The sequence below is a fragment of the Streptomyces sp. NPDC057638 genome (assembly GCF_042800315.1).
Taxonomy (GTDB): domain Bacteria; phylum Actinomycetota; class Actinomycetes; order Streptomycetales; family Streptomycetaceae; genus Streptomyces.
Window position 1 is genome coordinate 1 of sequence record NZ_JBHVHF010000214.1, and the last position, 14335, is coordinate 14335.

Below are 14335 nucleotides of genomic sequence, written 5' to 3' on the forward strand. Positions count from 1 at the left end.
CGCGAGAGCGAGGGGCCTTCCGTCATTTCCTCCTGGCCCGGACCGCGGGGACCGCGGCGCGGCGCTCACACCGTGGTGATCTTCACCGTCCAGGCCCCCGAGGCCGTACGGTCGCCGACCTCGATCCGGGTACGGGAGCCCTCGGCGCCCGGCATGGTGAAGGTCTCCCCGGTCGCGAGCGGCGCGTCGGCGAGCGGCGGATAGACCGACTGGTCCCAGCACGCCTCGGTCTCCGGATGGGTGTCGACCACCTCGATGGGACCCGCGCCGGAGGCGATGTCGGAGCGTACGCGGTAGAGCAGCACCCCCTCCGAGCAGACCGACTCGTCATTGCCGCTCGCCCCGCGCGCCTCGATCGCGAGGGCGTCACCCACCCCCGTACGCACCACCGCGAGACGGGTGCCGAGACCGCCTCCCGGCGCGGGCGCGGAGATCGGCTCCAGGGTGATCAGCTGCGGCCCGGCGACACAGCGCACCGCGCTGCCGGGCAGCCAGCCGAGCTTCCACTTGTGCCAGCCGAAGAGATCGGGCGCCATCCCGAACTGGCTGCCCATGACGTCCCAGTCGCCGACATGGGTGTCCCAGTCGCCCTTGCCGTCGCTGGGCCGGTGGTAGAGGTCGGGGAGGTCGAAGACGTGCCCGGTCTCATGGGCCAGCACGTTGCGGTCGGGCGGATGGCGCTCGAAGACCGTCACGACCCGCCGGATCCGGGTGCCGTCGAAGCGCATCGGCCGGTCGAAGTTGACGACCTTGGTGGCGTCCGAGTCCACCCCCGGGGCCTCCGGATCGGCGACCAGGTAGACGATGTCGTACCGGGAGAAGTCCACGCCCGCGTCGGCGGCGGTGAGCGCGTCCCGCAGATAGGCCGAGCGCCGGCGCGGATCCCAGTCGCGGCTTATCCCGTACGCGGTGGACTCCTGCGGCATCCGCACCCAGACGCGGCCCGGGTGGGCGCGCAGGGAGAACTTCCCGTACGAGGCGCGGTCGAAGAAGCCACTGGTGGCGGGGAAGTGGTCGGCGGCGAGGACGGCGGGGGTCTGGCGCGGTACGGAATCGGGGAAGGAGAGGAAGACCATGACGGCGTCGAGGCGCCGGGCGGGCCGAGGGTAGGCGCCGTTCCAGCTGTCGAGACCGAGCGAGTGGTGGGCCTCGGTGCGCGGCAGCGCGCAGGGGGCGGCGGAGGCCCTGGCGACGGCCGGGCCCGCGACGAGGGAGGTGGCGGCGAGCGCCATGAGCGAGGTCAGCGCGGCGGCGGCGCTCTGGATCCGGGAGCGGGCGAGGGGCGCGCGCGGCGGTTCGGGGGCGTCCCGCCAGCCAGTGCGCGGCGGCCCGGGATCATGCGGCGGAGGCCCCTGCGGGGGTTCCGGAGCGGGCCGGGGCCTCCGGTCGAGCAGAGGTTCCGGAGCGGGCCGGGGTCTCCGGTCGAGCAGGGGTTCCGGATCGTGCGGATCGCGGTCCTGCGCGGGTTCCCGATCCTGCGGATCGCGGCCCTGCGGGGCGTGCGGGTCCTGCCGCGCGGGACCACGGGGCCGGGATCCCCAGGGCGGCTCAGGGTCGCGGGACGGCGGCTCCTGCGCAGGCCCCCGGCCCCGGGGCGCGGGCTCACGCGCCTGTCCCGGATGCCGGGGCGCGGGCTCACGCGACGGCCACGGCTTCCAGGAGGCGGATCCCCGCGACCGGTCCGGCGCCCCGGGCCCGGGCCGCTGCGGGGGTTCCGGAGCGCCGGACCCGGAACCTCTCGACCGCCCCGGATCCCGGGGCTCGCGCTCGCGTGGGGGCTCGGTGCCGCCGGGAGGGTCCCCGCCCGCCACTCCCCCGGGTGTTCCCGGGGGCGAGTGCTGACCCTCCACGTAGACCTCCGGCTCGGATTGGGAGACACCTCCATCACCTTGTGTCGTTTTGGCATCCTTCGCCCTGTTCCATTGCCCCACCCGGGTGACACGTGCCGACCGGGAGCGGCCCTCCACCCCGTACCACCGACACTCCGATGGGTCACGGAAAGTCACAATCGGTCAGTCCGGAAACAGCCCCGCGCAGACCCGCGCAGAAACGATCGGTCGGATGGGGGCCCGGCACGCCGACTGGCGCCACCCAAGTGGAGGAGGTGGAACGCCTCTGGAGCAGCCCCTATGATCGGCACACTTTCCCGAACTGTTTTCCCAAGCCCACGACCCTTCCCGACCACATCTGTACGCCCCCTGTACGACACAACTGCACTGTGGGAGTGAGCGGTGAGCGGAACCTCCGAAGGAACAGGGCCCGCGGGAGTCGCAGTCCCCAGCAGGACCCGCCCGCGGATCACAGAGCGTCACGAACGCCATGGCTGCGCCCCCTCCGAACCGCGCGACTACCGCGCCGCGTTCAGCGCCTCACGGCTCGCCATGGCCCTGCTCGACCACGACGGCGTCATCGTCACCGCCAACGCGGCCCTCGCCGCGCTCCTGGGCGCGGCGGGCGTCGACCTGCGGCGGCGGGCCGCCGCCGAACTCGTCGACCTCGCCTCCGACAGCCGCGTCTGGCACGCCTACCGGGAGGTGCTGCGCGGACAGCGCTCCCGCTTCCGGTGCACCCGGCGGCTCAAGCACCCCGACGGGCGGACCCTGTGGGCGGAGATCACGGTGGCGCCCCTGGCCGAGAGCCGAAGACTCCTGCTGTCGGTCGCCGACGTCAGCGACCGGCGGGAGCTACGGGCCCGGCTGCGCCACTTGCAGATGCATGACACCGTGACGCGGCTGCCCAACCGTACGCTCTTCTTCGAACGGCTCACGGCCGCGCTGGAGTCCTCCGCCTACGACGATGGCTCCACCGGGCGGATCGGGCTGTGCTACCTGGATCTGGACGGCTTCAAGGCCATCAACGACACGCTCGGGCACCGGGTCGGCGACCGATTGCTGGCCGCCGTCGCCGGACGGCTCGCGGCGTGCGCCGACCACGAGGGAGCCAGCCGGGGCGGCGGCCATCTGGTGGCCCGGCTCGGCGGGGACGAGTTCGCCATCCTGGTGGAGGACTCCCTCGGCACCGAGCAGCTCGCCGGACTCGCGCGCGCCGTACTCGACGCGCTCCAGCGCCCCTTCGACCTGGACGGGCAGCGGCTGTCGGTCTCCGCCTCGATCGGGGTCGTGGAGCGTTCGGTCACCGGCACCAGCGCGACCGGTCTGATGCAGGCCGCCGACACCACGCTGTACTGGGCCAAGGCCGACGGCAAGGCCCGCTGGACCCTCTTCGACCCCGAGCGCAACGCCCACCAGGTCACCCGCCAGGCCCTCTCCTCGACCCTGCGGCGCGCCGTGGAGCACGGGGAGTTCGCGCTGGAGTACCAGCCGCTCGTGGGATTCGAGGACGGGGTCACCCGGGGGGTGGAGGCGCTGGTCCGATGGCACCATCCGCAGTTCGGGACACTGGCGCCGAATCGGTTCATCGGAATCGCGGAGGAGGACGGTTCGATCGTCCAGCTCGGGCGCTGGGTGCTGCGCACGGCCTGCCGTCAGGCACGGGCCTGGCAGTGCGAACACCCCGACGCGCCCCCGCTGCTCATGAGCGTCAATGTCGCCGTACGACAGGTGTGGGACTCCGATCTGGTGGCCGATGTCGCCGAGATCCTCGCCGAGACGCGGCTCGCGCCCGAACTGCTCCAGCTGGAGCTGACCGAGTCCGCCGTCATGGGGTCGGCGGGACGGCCGCTCCAGGCCCTCCAGGCGCTGAGCGACATGGGCGTGCGCATCGCCATCGACGACTTCGGGACGGGGTACTCCAACCTCGCCTACCTCAGCCGGCTGCCGGTCTCCGCGCTCAAGCTGGACGGCACGTTCGTCCGGGGGTTCCAGGACCCGGCCCATCCCAATCCGGCGGACGAGACGATCGTCGAGGCACTGGTGCAGCTCGCGCACCGGCTGGGCCTGACGGTGACCGCCGAGTGTGTGGAGACGGCGGGGCAGGCGCTGCGGCTGCGGCGGATCGGGTGTGACACCGGGCAGGGGTGGCTGTACTCCCGGGCGGTCGCGCCGGAGCGGATCGCGGAGATGATCGGGGTGCCGTTCCCGCTCTCGGCGTGAGGCGGCGCGGGCGCCCTCGGCCCCCGCGCGCACGGGTGGGCGCGGCGCATGGAAACCGCCCCCGGCCAGGAGAGGCATCCGGCCGGGGGCGGTCTTCTTGTGGGGGGACTCGGTGGGGGTCGAGCCCGGGTGGAGTCGGTCTTCAGTTGTGGTGTGGGGGGATGGTCCCGCGTCCCTGGCGTGGGGGGAGGGACGCGGGGGGTCACTGGGGGCCGGTTTCCCGGCCGTTCAGTGGAGCGTCAGCGAACGCGGTGGATCAGGGGATCAGCAGGGGCCCTGGTCGCGCCAGGCGCCCCACTGGCCGGTGGTGCCGGGCTCCTCGCCCTGCGTCCACCACTGCGCCTTCCACAGCCGGCCGTTGTGCGAGACCGTCGCGTTGGCGTTGTAGGCCCCGCTGGCCGCCCAGGCCGCCGTGGAGCAGCCCGGAGACGGAGTGGGGGTCGGGGTGGGGGTGGGGGTCGGCGTGGGGGTCGGGGTCGGCGTCGGCTCCGGGCCGGTGGGGGACGGGCCGACGGCGGCGACGATCTGGTTCAGCAGCGTGGTGTTGTTGTCCAGGCCGATCAGCGAGTACAGCATCGCGCCGCCCAGCCCACGGCTGTGGGCGTAGTCGGCCCGCGCCTTGACGGCCCGCTCGTCGAGACCGGTGAAGAACTCACCGTTCTTGTAGAAGTACGCGGCCTTGGCCTCGTCGTCCCAGAAGGTCGTCGCCGGGTTGTCGACGATCCCGCCGAGCTCCTTGTAGTTGGCGATGCCCGCCGCCTGGCTCAGCGGACGCGGGGCGCTGCCGCCGTTGGCGGACTGGCCGAGACCGTTCTTGGCGCCGGCCGGGACGTTCTTCCAGCCGCGGTAGTACAGCTCGTACCCGAGGGTGATCTTGTTGGCCGGGAAGCCGCCCGCGATGCCATAGGCCGGGTTGCCGTCGATCCAGGAGTCCACGGCGTTGTCGATCGAGTACTTCTGGGTGCCGGGCGCGATCGGGTTGGTCGGGTCCGACGGCGGCGAGTACAGGGGCGACTGGTGGTACGTCGGGCCGGTGGAGTTCCAGGCGCCGTGCATGTCGTACGTCATGATGTTCGCGTAGTCGAGGTACGGACCGATCTTGTCCGTCTCGATGTGCTTGATCTTGTCCTGCCCGGCCGGCATGGCGGCGGTGAGCAGGTACTTCTTCCCGCCGTTCGCGGCGCCGTAGGCGTCGAGCTGACGGCGGAACTCGGCCAGGAGCAGGGTGAAGTTGGCCTTGTCCTCGGGCCCGTAGTGGTTGCCGAGGTGGCCGCCGTTCGAGCCGGGGTACTCCCAGTCGATGTCGATGCCGTCGAAGACCCCGGCCGCCGTGCCCGCGCCGCCGAAGCCGTCGGCGACGGGCAGGTCACCGGTGAGGTACTGCTTGATACAGGAAGAGACGAACTTCTTGCGGGCGGCGTCGGTCTTGGCCGCGTCGTGGAAGTACTTGGAGAAGGTCCAGCCGCCCAGCGAGATGTTGATCTTCAGCTTGGGGTACTTGACCTTGAGCTTCTTGAACTGGTTGAAGACACCGGCGATCGGCTGGTCCCAGCGGTCGCCGACCCCGTCGACACTGTCGGCCGCGGAGAAGGTGCGCTGGTAGTCGGCGTACGAGTCGCCCGCGCCGTCACCGGCGTTCGGGTTGTTGTCATCGCCCGCCGCCTTGTTGGCCTGGAAACAGGTCAGGTCGGTGGGGTGGATGTTGCCGAACGAGTAGTTCAGGATGTCCAGCTTGCCCGCGATCCCCCGGGTGTCCAGGTGCTTGGGGTAGAAGGCGTTGCCGTAGATGCTCCACTGGTCGTAGTAGGCGATCTTCACCCCGCCCTTGACCGGCGCGGCGGCGGACGTGGCCGCCGGTTCGGCAGCCACGCTCCCCGAGGTGGTGGCGGCGACTCCGGCCAGGGCACCAGCGGCGAGCGCCGCTGACGTCAAGGCCGCGATCAGGGGTCTGCGGGAGCTCACGAACAGCCTCCGGGAGTGGGGGGGTTGGGGCAGGGGAACCGCGGTTGGTGAAGAGAGTGCGGTGCCCGTCAGGCTCACGTCAATGGTCTTGACCAAAGTTGGACTAGACCATTCGGCGAGAGAAACCGCTCGTCAGAGCGGCGTCGGGACATAGATAACCGCCCGTCCACGGCGATGACGAGCGGCTTAAGGAGCGGTTAAGGGTGAGTTGACCGACTCATAGGGAAGGTCCGGTGCTGAACCACCGACCGAACAGTCGGCCGTTTCTCTTCCCGTGATACCGGTGATACCCGTGATGACGAGTGATATCGAATGATGTCGCGTGATGCCGAGTGGCATCAAAGGGGTCTGTGTGACTCGTGGTGTGCGCCGAGTGCGCGGGGCCGGTGATCGTCTTCCCTCTCGTCGGCGCGGTATGCGCCATGCGGTGCGGGAGATCGCGGCACGGCGACGGCGCGCCACCGTCCCGGGGGTACGGAGGCGGCCGTCGCGACAGGTGGGCCGCGGCCCCTCCGTACCGCTGGGAACGTGGTGCGCGGGGGCGGTGAACGCGTCTCCTGGGGAGGCGGGTTCAGCGCGGCGGCACCGGGCGGCCGGAGCCACCCGGTAACCGGGCGGGAGTTACGCGTCGCCAGGTGACGCGTGCTCCGCGCCCTCGGGTGACGTGTGCGGGAGGTCGTACGCGTCCGCGATCAGTGCGAAGGAGCGCAGCCGGGCGGCGGTCCCGTGCACATTGGCGGTGATCATCAACTCATCGGCGCCGGTGCGCTTCTGGAGGGCGTCCAGGCCGTCGCGGACGGCGTCGGGAGTGCCGTGGACGACGTTGGCGAGCCAGTCATCGGTGAACTCCCGCTCCACGGGGCTGAAGGGATACGCCTCCGCCTCCTCCGGCGTCGGGATCAGCCCCGGCCTGCCGGTGCGCAGCCGCAGCATCGACAGGGCGCCGGTGAGGACCTGGCGGCGGGCCTCGCGCTCCTCGTCGGCGGCGAGGGCCGCGACACCGATCAGGGCGTAGGGGGCGTCGAGCACGGCGGAGGGCCGGAACGTCTCGCGGTACAGATCGAGCGCGGGCACGGTGTTGCGGGCCGAGAAGTGGTGTGCGAACGCGAACGGCAGCCCCAGCGTCCCCGCCAGCCGGGCGCTGAACCCGGACGAGCCCAGCAGCCAGATCGGCGGCCGGGCCGTCGAATGGCCCTGCACGGGCCCGGGGACGGCGTGGATCCGGGCGTAGGGGTGGCCGTCGGGGAAGCTGTCGTCCAGGAACCGGGTCAACTCCGCGAGCTGCTCGGGGAACTCGTCCGCGCCCTCCCGGAGCCGGTCGGTCCGTCGCAGCGCGGCGGCGGTGGCGCCGTCGGTACCGGGCGCCCGGCCGAGACCGAGGTCGATCCGGCCGGGCGCGAGCGCCTCCAGGGTGCCGAACTGCTCGGCGATCACCAGGGGCGCGTGGTTGGGCAGCATCACCCCACCGGAGCCGAGCCGGACCCGCCGGGTGTGCGCGGCGAGATGGGCCAGGATCACGGCCGGGGAGGAGGACGCCACCCCGGGCATCGCGTGGTGCTCGGCGACCCAGTGGCGGGTGAACCCCCGCGCGTCGGCGAGCCGCGCCAGCGCGACGCTGGTGCGCAGCGCCTCGCCGGGGCTCTGCCCCGCGCCCACGGTGACGAGATCGAGCACCGACAGCGGTACGTGGGCGCTGCCGCGCGCCCGCCCCCGCACCGGTCCGGCCGCCTCCCTGGTGCCGCTCTCCGGCGCGCCGCCGCCTGTCTCTGCTCCCACGGACTCGCTCCTCCTGAGGTCGGCCGATGCGTTCTGGTCCACGGCGGGATGGAACAGGAGGCAGCCTCCCTTTATTCCCGTCGCCCCCGTGGTGGACCGGCGGCCCGGCGGGCCGGCTGCCTCAGGAGGCGTACGGCGGGCGGGCGAAGAGCGTGCCCAGCTTGGGGGCCCAGGCCCGGCGGTCCGTCAGGCGCAGCCCCTCCCAGACACTGACCTGACTGGCGGTCAGCACGGGTTTGCCCAGGGCCTCCTCCAGCTCCGGGAGATGGGCCACGGTGTGCAGCGCGCTGTCCGGCAGCAGCACGGCGCCCGCCTCCGGACGGTCCGCCGAACGGGCCAGGTCCAGCACCTCCGTACCGCCCCAGCGCGCGGTGTCGGCGGCCGAGCGCACCCCGGCCGAGGCGGTCCCGACCACCTCCACTCCCCCGGCCCGCAGAAACTCCGTGAAGCCCTCCGTCACCTCCGCCGGATAGGTCGCGGCCACGGCGACCCGCTCGGCGCCGAGCTTGCGGGCCGCGTTGACGAAGCCGACGGCGGTGTTCGAGGCGGGCACCCCGGCGGTGCGCGCGAGCGCCCGCAGCGCCTCGTGCGTACGCGCCCAGCCCGCTCCGAAACCGTCCCCGTCACAGGTCCACACCACGGAGTCCGCGCCCGCGAGCCGCAGCTCCTCCAGCGCCGGGGCGAGCCGGCCGGGCGGGCCGAGCAGCGGCTCACCGCCGTCGACGTCCGCGGTGAACCCGACCGGAGCGTCCAGGGTCACGGCGGGCAACCGGATATCGCTGTCGAGCAGCACCTCAAGCCGGGGGAACTCGTCCTCGGCGGTGTGTCCTGGGGAGAGAAGTCCGACCGTGGTCATGTCCTGCCTTCCTGTGCGGTGGGCGCCCCGGGCACTGCTGTGCGGTAGGCGCCCCGGTCACTTCAGGTACCACCAGCGGCCCCGCCCCACGCCTCCCCGCCCGCACCTCGGCCCGTCCGGGCCGCCGCCCCACCGCACGGCACCCACTCGGGGGTCCGCCGGACGGGAGCGGGGGACGCGGCGGCTCCCGTGGGGATCCCGACCGGCTCGCGCGCCCTGGCGTCCGGCCCGGCGGAGCCCCCGGCCCGTGGGGGGCGCCCCGGGAGGAAACTCCCTGGCGCGCGGGCCGGAGCACGGCACAGACTCCCCGACATGACAGACATGGACGCGTTCCGGGCAGCGGTCACCACGGCGGCGGGCGGCGGAGCCACGCGCGAGCTGGCCGGCTCACTCGCCGTCCACACCCCTGTCCACACCGCGATCCTGCTCGAAGGCCGCAGCGACGCGGCGGCCGTCGACGCGCTCGCCGCGCGCCAAGGCCGGGAGCTGGCCGCCGAGGGCATCTGCGTCCTGCCCATGGGCGGCGCGATGAGCGTCGGGCGCTTCGCCGGGCTCCTCGGACCGCGCGGACTCGGACTGCGCCTGACCGGACTCTGCGACGAGGCGGAACGCGGCCACTACACCCGTGGCTGGCAACGGGCGGGCGCGCCGGACCACGGCTACTTCGTGTGCGCGGCGGACCTGGAGGACGAGCTGATCCGCGCGCTGGGGGTGACACGGGTCGAAGAACTCATCCGGGACGAGGGCGACGGACGCGCCCTGGCCACCTTCCTGAGCCAGCCCGCGCAGCGGGGCCGCCCCAGGGAACGGCAGCTGCGGCGCTTCCTGGGAACGAAGAAGGGCCGCAAGATCCACTACGGGCGCGCCCTGGTCGAGGCGCTCCCGCCCGACCGCGTCCCACCGCCGCTCGACGCCCTTCTGTCCGGCCTCTGACCCCGACCGGGCCGGGGGGGCCTCTGCCCTCCGGGCCGGGGCGCGTACCGGTACGGCGCGTACCAGTACGGCCCGCAAGGGTCCCAGGAGCCGGGCCGCAACGGGCAGCCAACCGGAAACGGGGAACCCCGTAGGCCGATCGGGGGAGCCCCGTTCGGCCGCGCGTCTACGCTGAGCCGAGATCACTTCCCGTCTCCCCGTAGGTGGGCCATGGAACCGCGCGAAGTCCAGCGGAGCGGCTATCCGCTGACGATCCCCGAGAGCCTTCTCCAGAGCGAAGCCATGCGGCACGCCTGGTCCCCCGGAGGGGCGTCCGCCGCGCTCCCCGACGGCTACCGGCTCTCCGGGATCACCCGCCAGGGAAGCCACACCCGCCTCGTGGGACGCAAAGTCCGGTCGTACGACAGACATACGGCGCGACAGCCGGGGTAGCCGCGTCTGCATGGCTCGACCAGCGGACAGAAGAAGACAGATCTCCGGGCGGCGGCTGGCGCGGCGGACCCTGCTCGCCGGGGCCGCGTCGCTCGGGGCGCTCGGCGCCGTCGGCGGGTGCGCCCGGGTGGACACGGGTGACTCCGGCGACGGCGGCACACTGCTGGAACGGCTGCGCGCGAAGGGCTCGGTCCGGCTGGGTCTGGCCGGTGAGCAGCCGTACGGCTACATCGGCAAGGACGGCGAGATGACCGGCTCGGCCCCGGCCATCGCGCGGCGGATCTTCACGGAGCTGGGCGTGGCCGAGGTCCACCCCTTCCCCACCGAGTTCGGTTCGCTGATCGCCGGGTTGAACTCGCTCCAGTTCGATGTGGTCGCGGCCGGGATGTATCTCACCCCCGCCCGCTGTGACCAGGTCGTCTTCGCCGATCCCGAGTACCAGATGCGCGACGCGTTCATCGTCCCGAAGGGCAACCCCAAGAAGCTGCGGAGCTACCGGGACATCGCCGAGTCCGGCGCCCGGATGGCGACCGGTGTCGGGTACGCGGAGATCGGTTACGCCAAGGAGGCGGGGGTCAGCCGGATCACCACGCTGCCCGACCAGCTCGCCGGGCTGCTCGCCGTCGAACAGGGCCGGGTCGATGTCTTCGTCGGCACGGCCGTGACCGTACGCAACGTGATCCGCGAGACCCGGACGACCCGCGCGGAGGCGACCGGCGAGGTCACTCCGTACGTGGACGGCGAGCCGGTGGTCGATGTCGGCGGGTTCGCGTTCCGCAAGCCCGAGACGGCGCTGCGGGACGCCTTCAACCGTGAGCTGCGCACGCTCAAGAGGAGCGGGGAGCTGCTGGAGATCATGCGGCCCTTCGGCTTCACCGAGGACCAGATGACGACGGTCACCGCGCGGGAGAGGTGCGCGGCATGAGCGAGATCACTCCCGGGCTCTGGGAGCTGCTGTTCCGGGGGGTGTGGATCACCGTCCAGCTGACCGTGCTCAGCGCGGCGCTCGCGGTGGTCGTCTCCTTCGTCACCGGGCTGGCCCGCAGCCACCGGCTGTGGATCGTCCGGTTCGTCGCGGGCGTCTACTTCGAGGTCTTCCGGGGGACGTCGGCGCTGATCCTGATGTTCTGGATCTTCTTCGTGCTCCCACTCGCCTTCGGCTGGCAGCTGGTACCGCTGTGGGCGGCCGTGCTGACACTTGGACTGACGTACGGGGCGTACGGGTCCGAAGTGGTGCGCGGGGCGCTCGACGCGGTACCGGCGGGACAGCGGGAGGCGGCGGTGGCCCTCAGCTTCACCCCGGCCCAGCGGCTCCGCCGGGTGCTGCTGCCGCAGGCGTGGCCCGGGATGGTGCCGCCGTTCGCCAATCTGCTGATCGAACTGCTCAAGGGGACCGCGCTGGTCTCCGTGATGGGCGTGGCCGACATCGCGTTCGGGGCCTCGCTGGTCCGCAACGCGACCGGGGAGAGCGCCCCCGTCTACACGGTGGTGCTGCTGATGTACTTCGTCCTCGCCTTCACCCTGACCCGGGGCATGCGGGCGCTGGAGCGCCGGGCCAAGGCCGGGGCCGGGCAGCCGGTGCCCGAGCGGACACCGCTGCGGGCCCGGGTCCGCAGCGCTGTGGGGGCCGTGCGGTCGGCGGGGTCCGCGACATCCGCGGGGTCCGCGGGGGGTGGGCGCTGATGGTGTGGGACTGGTCGGCGGTCGGTGACTTCCTGCCGCGCTTCCTCGACGGACTGCTGGTGACCCTCCAGGCGCTGGCGCTGGGCGCGCTGCTCGCCTTCGCGCTGGGGCTGGTGTGGGCGGTGGCGATCCGTTCCGGCCCGGCGGTGGTGCGCTGGCCGGTGGCGGCGGTCACCGAGTTCATCCGCAACACCCCGCTGCTGGTGCAGCTCTTCTTCCTGTTCTACGTCCTGCCCGAGTGGGGGCTGACCCTGTCGGCGATGACGACCGGGATCATCGGTCTGGGGCTGCACTACTCCACGTACACCGCCGAGGTCTACCGCGCCGGGATCGACGGCGTCCCGCGGGGCCAGTGGGAGGCGGCGACCGCGCTGAGCCTGCCCCGGCGGCGGGTCTGGGGCGCGGTGATCCTGCCGCAGGCGGTGCGCCGGGTCGCCCCGGCGCTGGGGAACTACGTGATCGCGATGCTCAAGGACACCCCGATGGTCTTTGTGATCGGCGTGATGGACATGCTCGGCGAGGCACGCCAGTTCTCCTCCGAGACCTTCCTGACGGTGGAGGCGTTCACGGTGGTGGGCGTCGCCTTCATCGCCCTCTCGTATCCCGCCTCCCTTCTGATGCGAGCACTGGAGCGCCGACTTGTCCGCTGAGAACACCCTGCCCGTGACGGGTACGGGGGGCCCAGAACGCCCCGAGAGCACCGAGAGCACCGAAGGTCCTGAGAGCACCATGAGCACCACAGCCACTGAGAGCACCGAGAAGCATCTGATCCGCTTCGACCGCGTCACCAAGAGGTTCGGCGATCAGACCGTCCTCGACGATCTGGACTTCCGGGTCTTCCCGCGCAAGCACGTCACGCTGATCGGGCCCTCCGGGTCGGGCAAGACCACGATCCTGCGGCTGCTGATGACCCTGCTGCGGCCGGACGAGGGCCGGATCACCGTCGGCGGCCGGGACCTCTTCCACGAGGAGCGCGGCGGCCGTCTCGTACCGGCCGGGGAGAAGTACGTACGGGAGGTGCGCAAGGACATCGGGATGGTCTTCCAGCAGTTCAACCTCTTTCCCCATATGAAGGTCCTGCGCAATCTCACCGAGGCCCCCGTGCACGTCCTCGGGCTCTCCCGGGACGAGGCCGAGGAGCGGGGCCGGGAGCTGCTGGAGATGGTGGGGCTCGGGGACCGCGCCGATGCCTATCCGGGCCAGCTCTCCGGCGGCCAGCAGCAGCGGGTGGCCATCGCGCGGGCGCTCGCGATGCGGCCGAAGGTGCTGCTGCTGGACGAGGTGACCTCCGCGCTCGACCCGGAGCTGGTGGCGGGCGTGCTGGATCTGCTGCGGGACATCGCGAAGACCACCGATGTCACGATGGTCTGTGTGACGCACGAGATGGGCTTCGCCCGGGACATCTCGGACTGCGTACTGATGTTCGATGAGGGACGGGTGATCGAAACCGGCCACCCGGACCAGATCTTCGGCGATCCCGAGCAGGAGCGGACCCGTGCGTTCCTGAGTGCGGTGCTCTGACGTGCGGAAGCGTTTCCGCACCCTTACCTGGTTTCATGACCTTGGCATATGCCAGAGACCAGCGCCGCAGCGTGCGCGGGTTCGAGGGACCCGCGTTCTCGCCAACCCCTGCCCCTTCGCCGGACCTTGAACGCTATCGTGTGGTACGGAAGCTTGCGGTGACGACCTGCGAGGGGGAGACCGTGGCGCTCAAGCCGGAGCCGACCGCACCGTTCCATTCGGTGCAGTACGTCCTGCGCGTTCTGGAGACGGTCTCGCGGTACGGCGGTGGCGTCACCGATGTCCAGATCGCGCGGGAGACGGGCCTGCCGACCGGCCATCTCGCCCCCATGCTGGCCATGCTCGTACGCGAGGGCTATGTGGAGCGGGTCGCGGACGGCGCGTACACGATCGGTGACTCCCTGGTCCTCATCGGTTCGGGGGCCACCCGCCAGCAGGCCCTGGAGGCCAAACTCCAGGACACCCTGACCCAGCTGCGGGACTCGCTCGGCGCCGCCGTCTACATCAGCCGGTATATCGACGGCGAGGTGCGGATCACCCAGTTCGCGGACGGTCCGCGCGCCCCGAGGGTCCATGAGTACGTCGACTTCCGTTACGCCGCCCACGCCGCGGCGGTCGGCAAGTGCCTGCTGACCCAGCTCGACCGCAACGCCCGCCGGGACCATCTCTCCCGGCACAAGATCACCCGCTTCACCTCCCGGACGATCACCAGCGAGCGGCTGCTCTTCTCCAAGCTGGACAGCCAGCCGCCGACCGTACCGGTCCTGGATCTCCAGGAGTACGCGGTGGGCACGGTCTGCGCCGCCGTCCCGCTGACGGCGGGTGCGGCGGTCGGCTCGCTGGCGCTCTCCCTGCCGATCGAGCACGCGCACCGGCTGCGCGCGGCGGCCGACACCCTGAACCGGAAGGCGGCACCGGTAGTGCTGTCGCTGGTGCTCTGAACGGGCCCCCGCGCCGACGACCCCGGGGCGCATGATCACCGGGGCGGGCGCGCATGGTCGGGAGCACGCCCCGGCAGCGGGTACTATTTATCCCGTCAAGCGCCGCTAGCTCAGTTGGTTAGAGCAGCTGACTCTTAATCAGCGGGTCCGGGGTTCGAGTCCCTGGCGGCGCACAGACG

The 14335-nt window shown here is 72.0% G+C and carries 12 protein-coding genes and 1 tRNA gene; 9 read left to right on the forward strand and 4 right to left on the reverse strand.

Going from position 1 to position 14335, the window contains the following annotated elements; all coding sequences use genetic code 11:
- Nucleotides 1-65: 65 nt before the first annotated feature.
- On the reverse strand, nt 66-1265 hold the full coding sequence (locus ACFVIM_RS24790; protein WP_384305238.1) for a M6 family metalloprotease domain-containing protein: 1200 nt from the start codon (nt 1263-1265) through the stop codon (nt 66-68).
- A gap of 966 nt (nt 1266-2231) precedes the next feature.
- Here ACFVIM_RS24790 and ACFVIM_RS24795 point away from each other — a divergent pair.
- Nucleotides 2232-4052, forward strand: coding sequence for a putative bifunctional diguanylate cyclase/phosphodiesterase (locus ACFVIM_RS24795; RefSeq protein WP_384305210.1), 1821 nt, complete (start codon nt 2232-2234; stop codon nt 4050-4052).
- 264 nt (nt 4053-4316) lie between these two features.
- Here the strand turns inward: ACFVIM_RS24795 and ACFVIM_RS24800 are convergent, their stop codons facing one another.
- The 3 genes from ACFVIM_RS24800 to ACFVIM_RS24810 all read right to left on the reverse strand — a co-directional run bounded on the left by ACFVIM_RS24800 (nt 4317) and on the right by ACFVIM_RS24810 (nt 8646).
- Nucleotides 4317-6014 carry a glycosyl hydrolase family 18 protein gene (locus ACFVIM_RS24800; protein ID WP_384305212.1) on the reverse strand — a complete coding sequence of 566 codons (1698 nt, stop codon included), beginning with the start codon at nt 6012-6014 and terminating at the stop codon, nt 4317-4319.
- Between the two features lie 621 nt (nt 6015-6635).
- A complete protein-coding gene (locus tag ACFVIM_RS24805; protein ID WP_384305214.1) occupies nt 6636-7790 on the reverse strand; it encodes an LLM class flavin-dependent oxidoreductase in 1155 nt (384 codons plus the stop codon).
- 121 nt (nt 7791-7911) lie between these two features.
- The gene (locus tag ACFVIM_RS24810) at nt 7912-8646 is read right to left on the reverse strand and encodes a decarboxylase (RefSeq protein ID WP_384305217.1); all 735 of its coding nucleotides are present in this window, start codon (nt 8644-8646) and stop codon (nt 7912-7914) included.
- A 312-nt stretch (nt 8647-8958) separates the two neighbouring features.
- On the opposite strand from ACFVIM_RS24810, the gene ACFVIM_RS24815 reads away from it, so the two are divergent.
- The 8 genes from ACFVIM_RS24815 (at nt 8959) to ACFVIM_RS24850 (ending at nt 14329) form a co-directional block, all read left to right on the forward strand.
- Nucleotides 8959-9579, forward strand: a complete 621-nt coding sequence (locus tag ACFVIM_RS24815; protein WP_384305220.1) for a TOPRIM nucleotidyl transferase/hydrolase domain-containing protein — start codon at nt 8959-8961, stop codon at nt 9577-9579.
- Nucleotides 9580-9789: 210 nt separating this feature from the next.
- Nucleotides 9790-10011: a hypothetical protein gene (locus ACFVIM_RS24820; protein WP_384305223.1), complete on the forward strand. Its 222-nt coding sequence runs from the start codon at nt 9790-9792 to the stop codon at nt 10009-10011.
- Nucleotides 10012-10021: 10 nt separating this feature from the next.
- Nucleotides 10022-10936 (forward strand): ectoine/hydroxyectoine ABC transporter substrate-binding protein EhuB, encoded by a 915-nt coding sequence (gene ehuB / locus ACFVIM_RS24825; protein ID WP_384305226.1) that lies wholly within the window; start codon nt 10022-10024, stop codon nt 10934-10936.
- Nucleotides 10933-11694, forward strand: coding sequence for an ectoine/hydroxyectoine ABC transporter permease subunit EhuC (ehuC, locus tag ACFVIM_RS24830; protein ID WP_384305229.1), 762 nt, complete (start codon nt 10933-10935; stop codon nt 11692-11694). Before ehuB ends, ehuC begins: the two co-directional genes overlap by 4 nt.
- Nucleotides 11694-12344, forward strand: a complete 651-nt coding sequence (ehuD, locus tag ACFVIM_RS24835; RefSeq protein WP_384305232.1) for an ectoine/hydroxyectoine ABC transporter permease subunit EhuD — start codon at nt 11694-11696, stop codon at nt 12342-12344. The genes ehuC and ehuD overlap by 1 nt, the downstream gene beginning before the upstream one ends.
- A gap of 79 nt (nt 12345-12423) precedes the next feature.
- The gene (ehuA, locus tag ACFVIM_RS24840; RefSeq protein ID WP_384305235.1) at nt 12424-13215 is read left to right on the forward strand and encodes an ectoine/hydroxyectoine ABC transporter ATP-binding protein EhuA; all 792 of its coding nucleotides are present in this window, start codon (nt 12424-12426) and stop codon (nt 13213-13215) included.
- A gap of 182 nt (nt 13216-13397) precedes the next feature.
- Nucleotides 13398-14156: an IclR family transcriptional regulator gene (locus ACFVIM_RS24845; protein ID WP_384305240.1), complete on the forward strand. Its 759-nt coding sequence runs from the start codon at nt 13398-13400 to the stop codon at nt 14154-14156.
- Nucleotides 14157-14255: 99 nt separating this feature from the next.
- A tRNA-Lys gene (locus ACFVIM_RS24850) sits at nt 14256-14329 on the forward strand.
- Nucleotides 14330-14335 lie beyond the last annotated feature (6 nt).

What these genes read in the sequence shown, in the direction of transcription:
- ACFVIM_RS24810 (WP_384305217.1), bottom strand. Translation starts at nt 8,646, where the DNA reads ATGACCACGGTCGGACTTCTCTCCCCAGGACACACCGCCGAGGACGAG.
- ACFVIM_RS24815 (WP_384305220.1), top strand. Translation starts at nt 8,959, where the DNA reads ATGACAGACATGGACGCGTTCCGGGCAGCGGTCACCACGGCGGCGGGC.
- ACFVIM_RS24820 (WP_384305223.1), top strand. Translation starts at nt 9,790, where the DNA reads ATGGAACCGCGCGAAGTCCAGCGGAGCGGCTATCCGCTGACGATCCCC.
- ehuB (WP_384305226.1), top strand. Translation starts at nt 10,022, where the DNA reads ATGGCTCGACCAGCGGACAGAAGAAGACAGATCTCCGGGCGGCGGCTG.
- ehuC (WP_384305229.1), top strand. Translation starts at nt 10,933, where the DNA reads ATGAGCGAGATCACTCCCGGGCTCTGGGAGCTGCTGTTCCGGGGGGTG.
- ehuD (WP_384305232.1), top strand. Translation starts at nt 11,694, where the DNA reads ATGGTGTGGGACTGGTCGGCGGTCGGTGACTTCCTGCCGCGCTTCCTC.
- ehuA (WP_384305235.1), top strand. Translation starts at nt 12,424, where the DNA reads ATGAGCACCACAGCCACTGAGAGCACCGAGAAGCATCTGATCCGCTTC.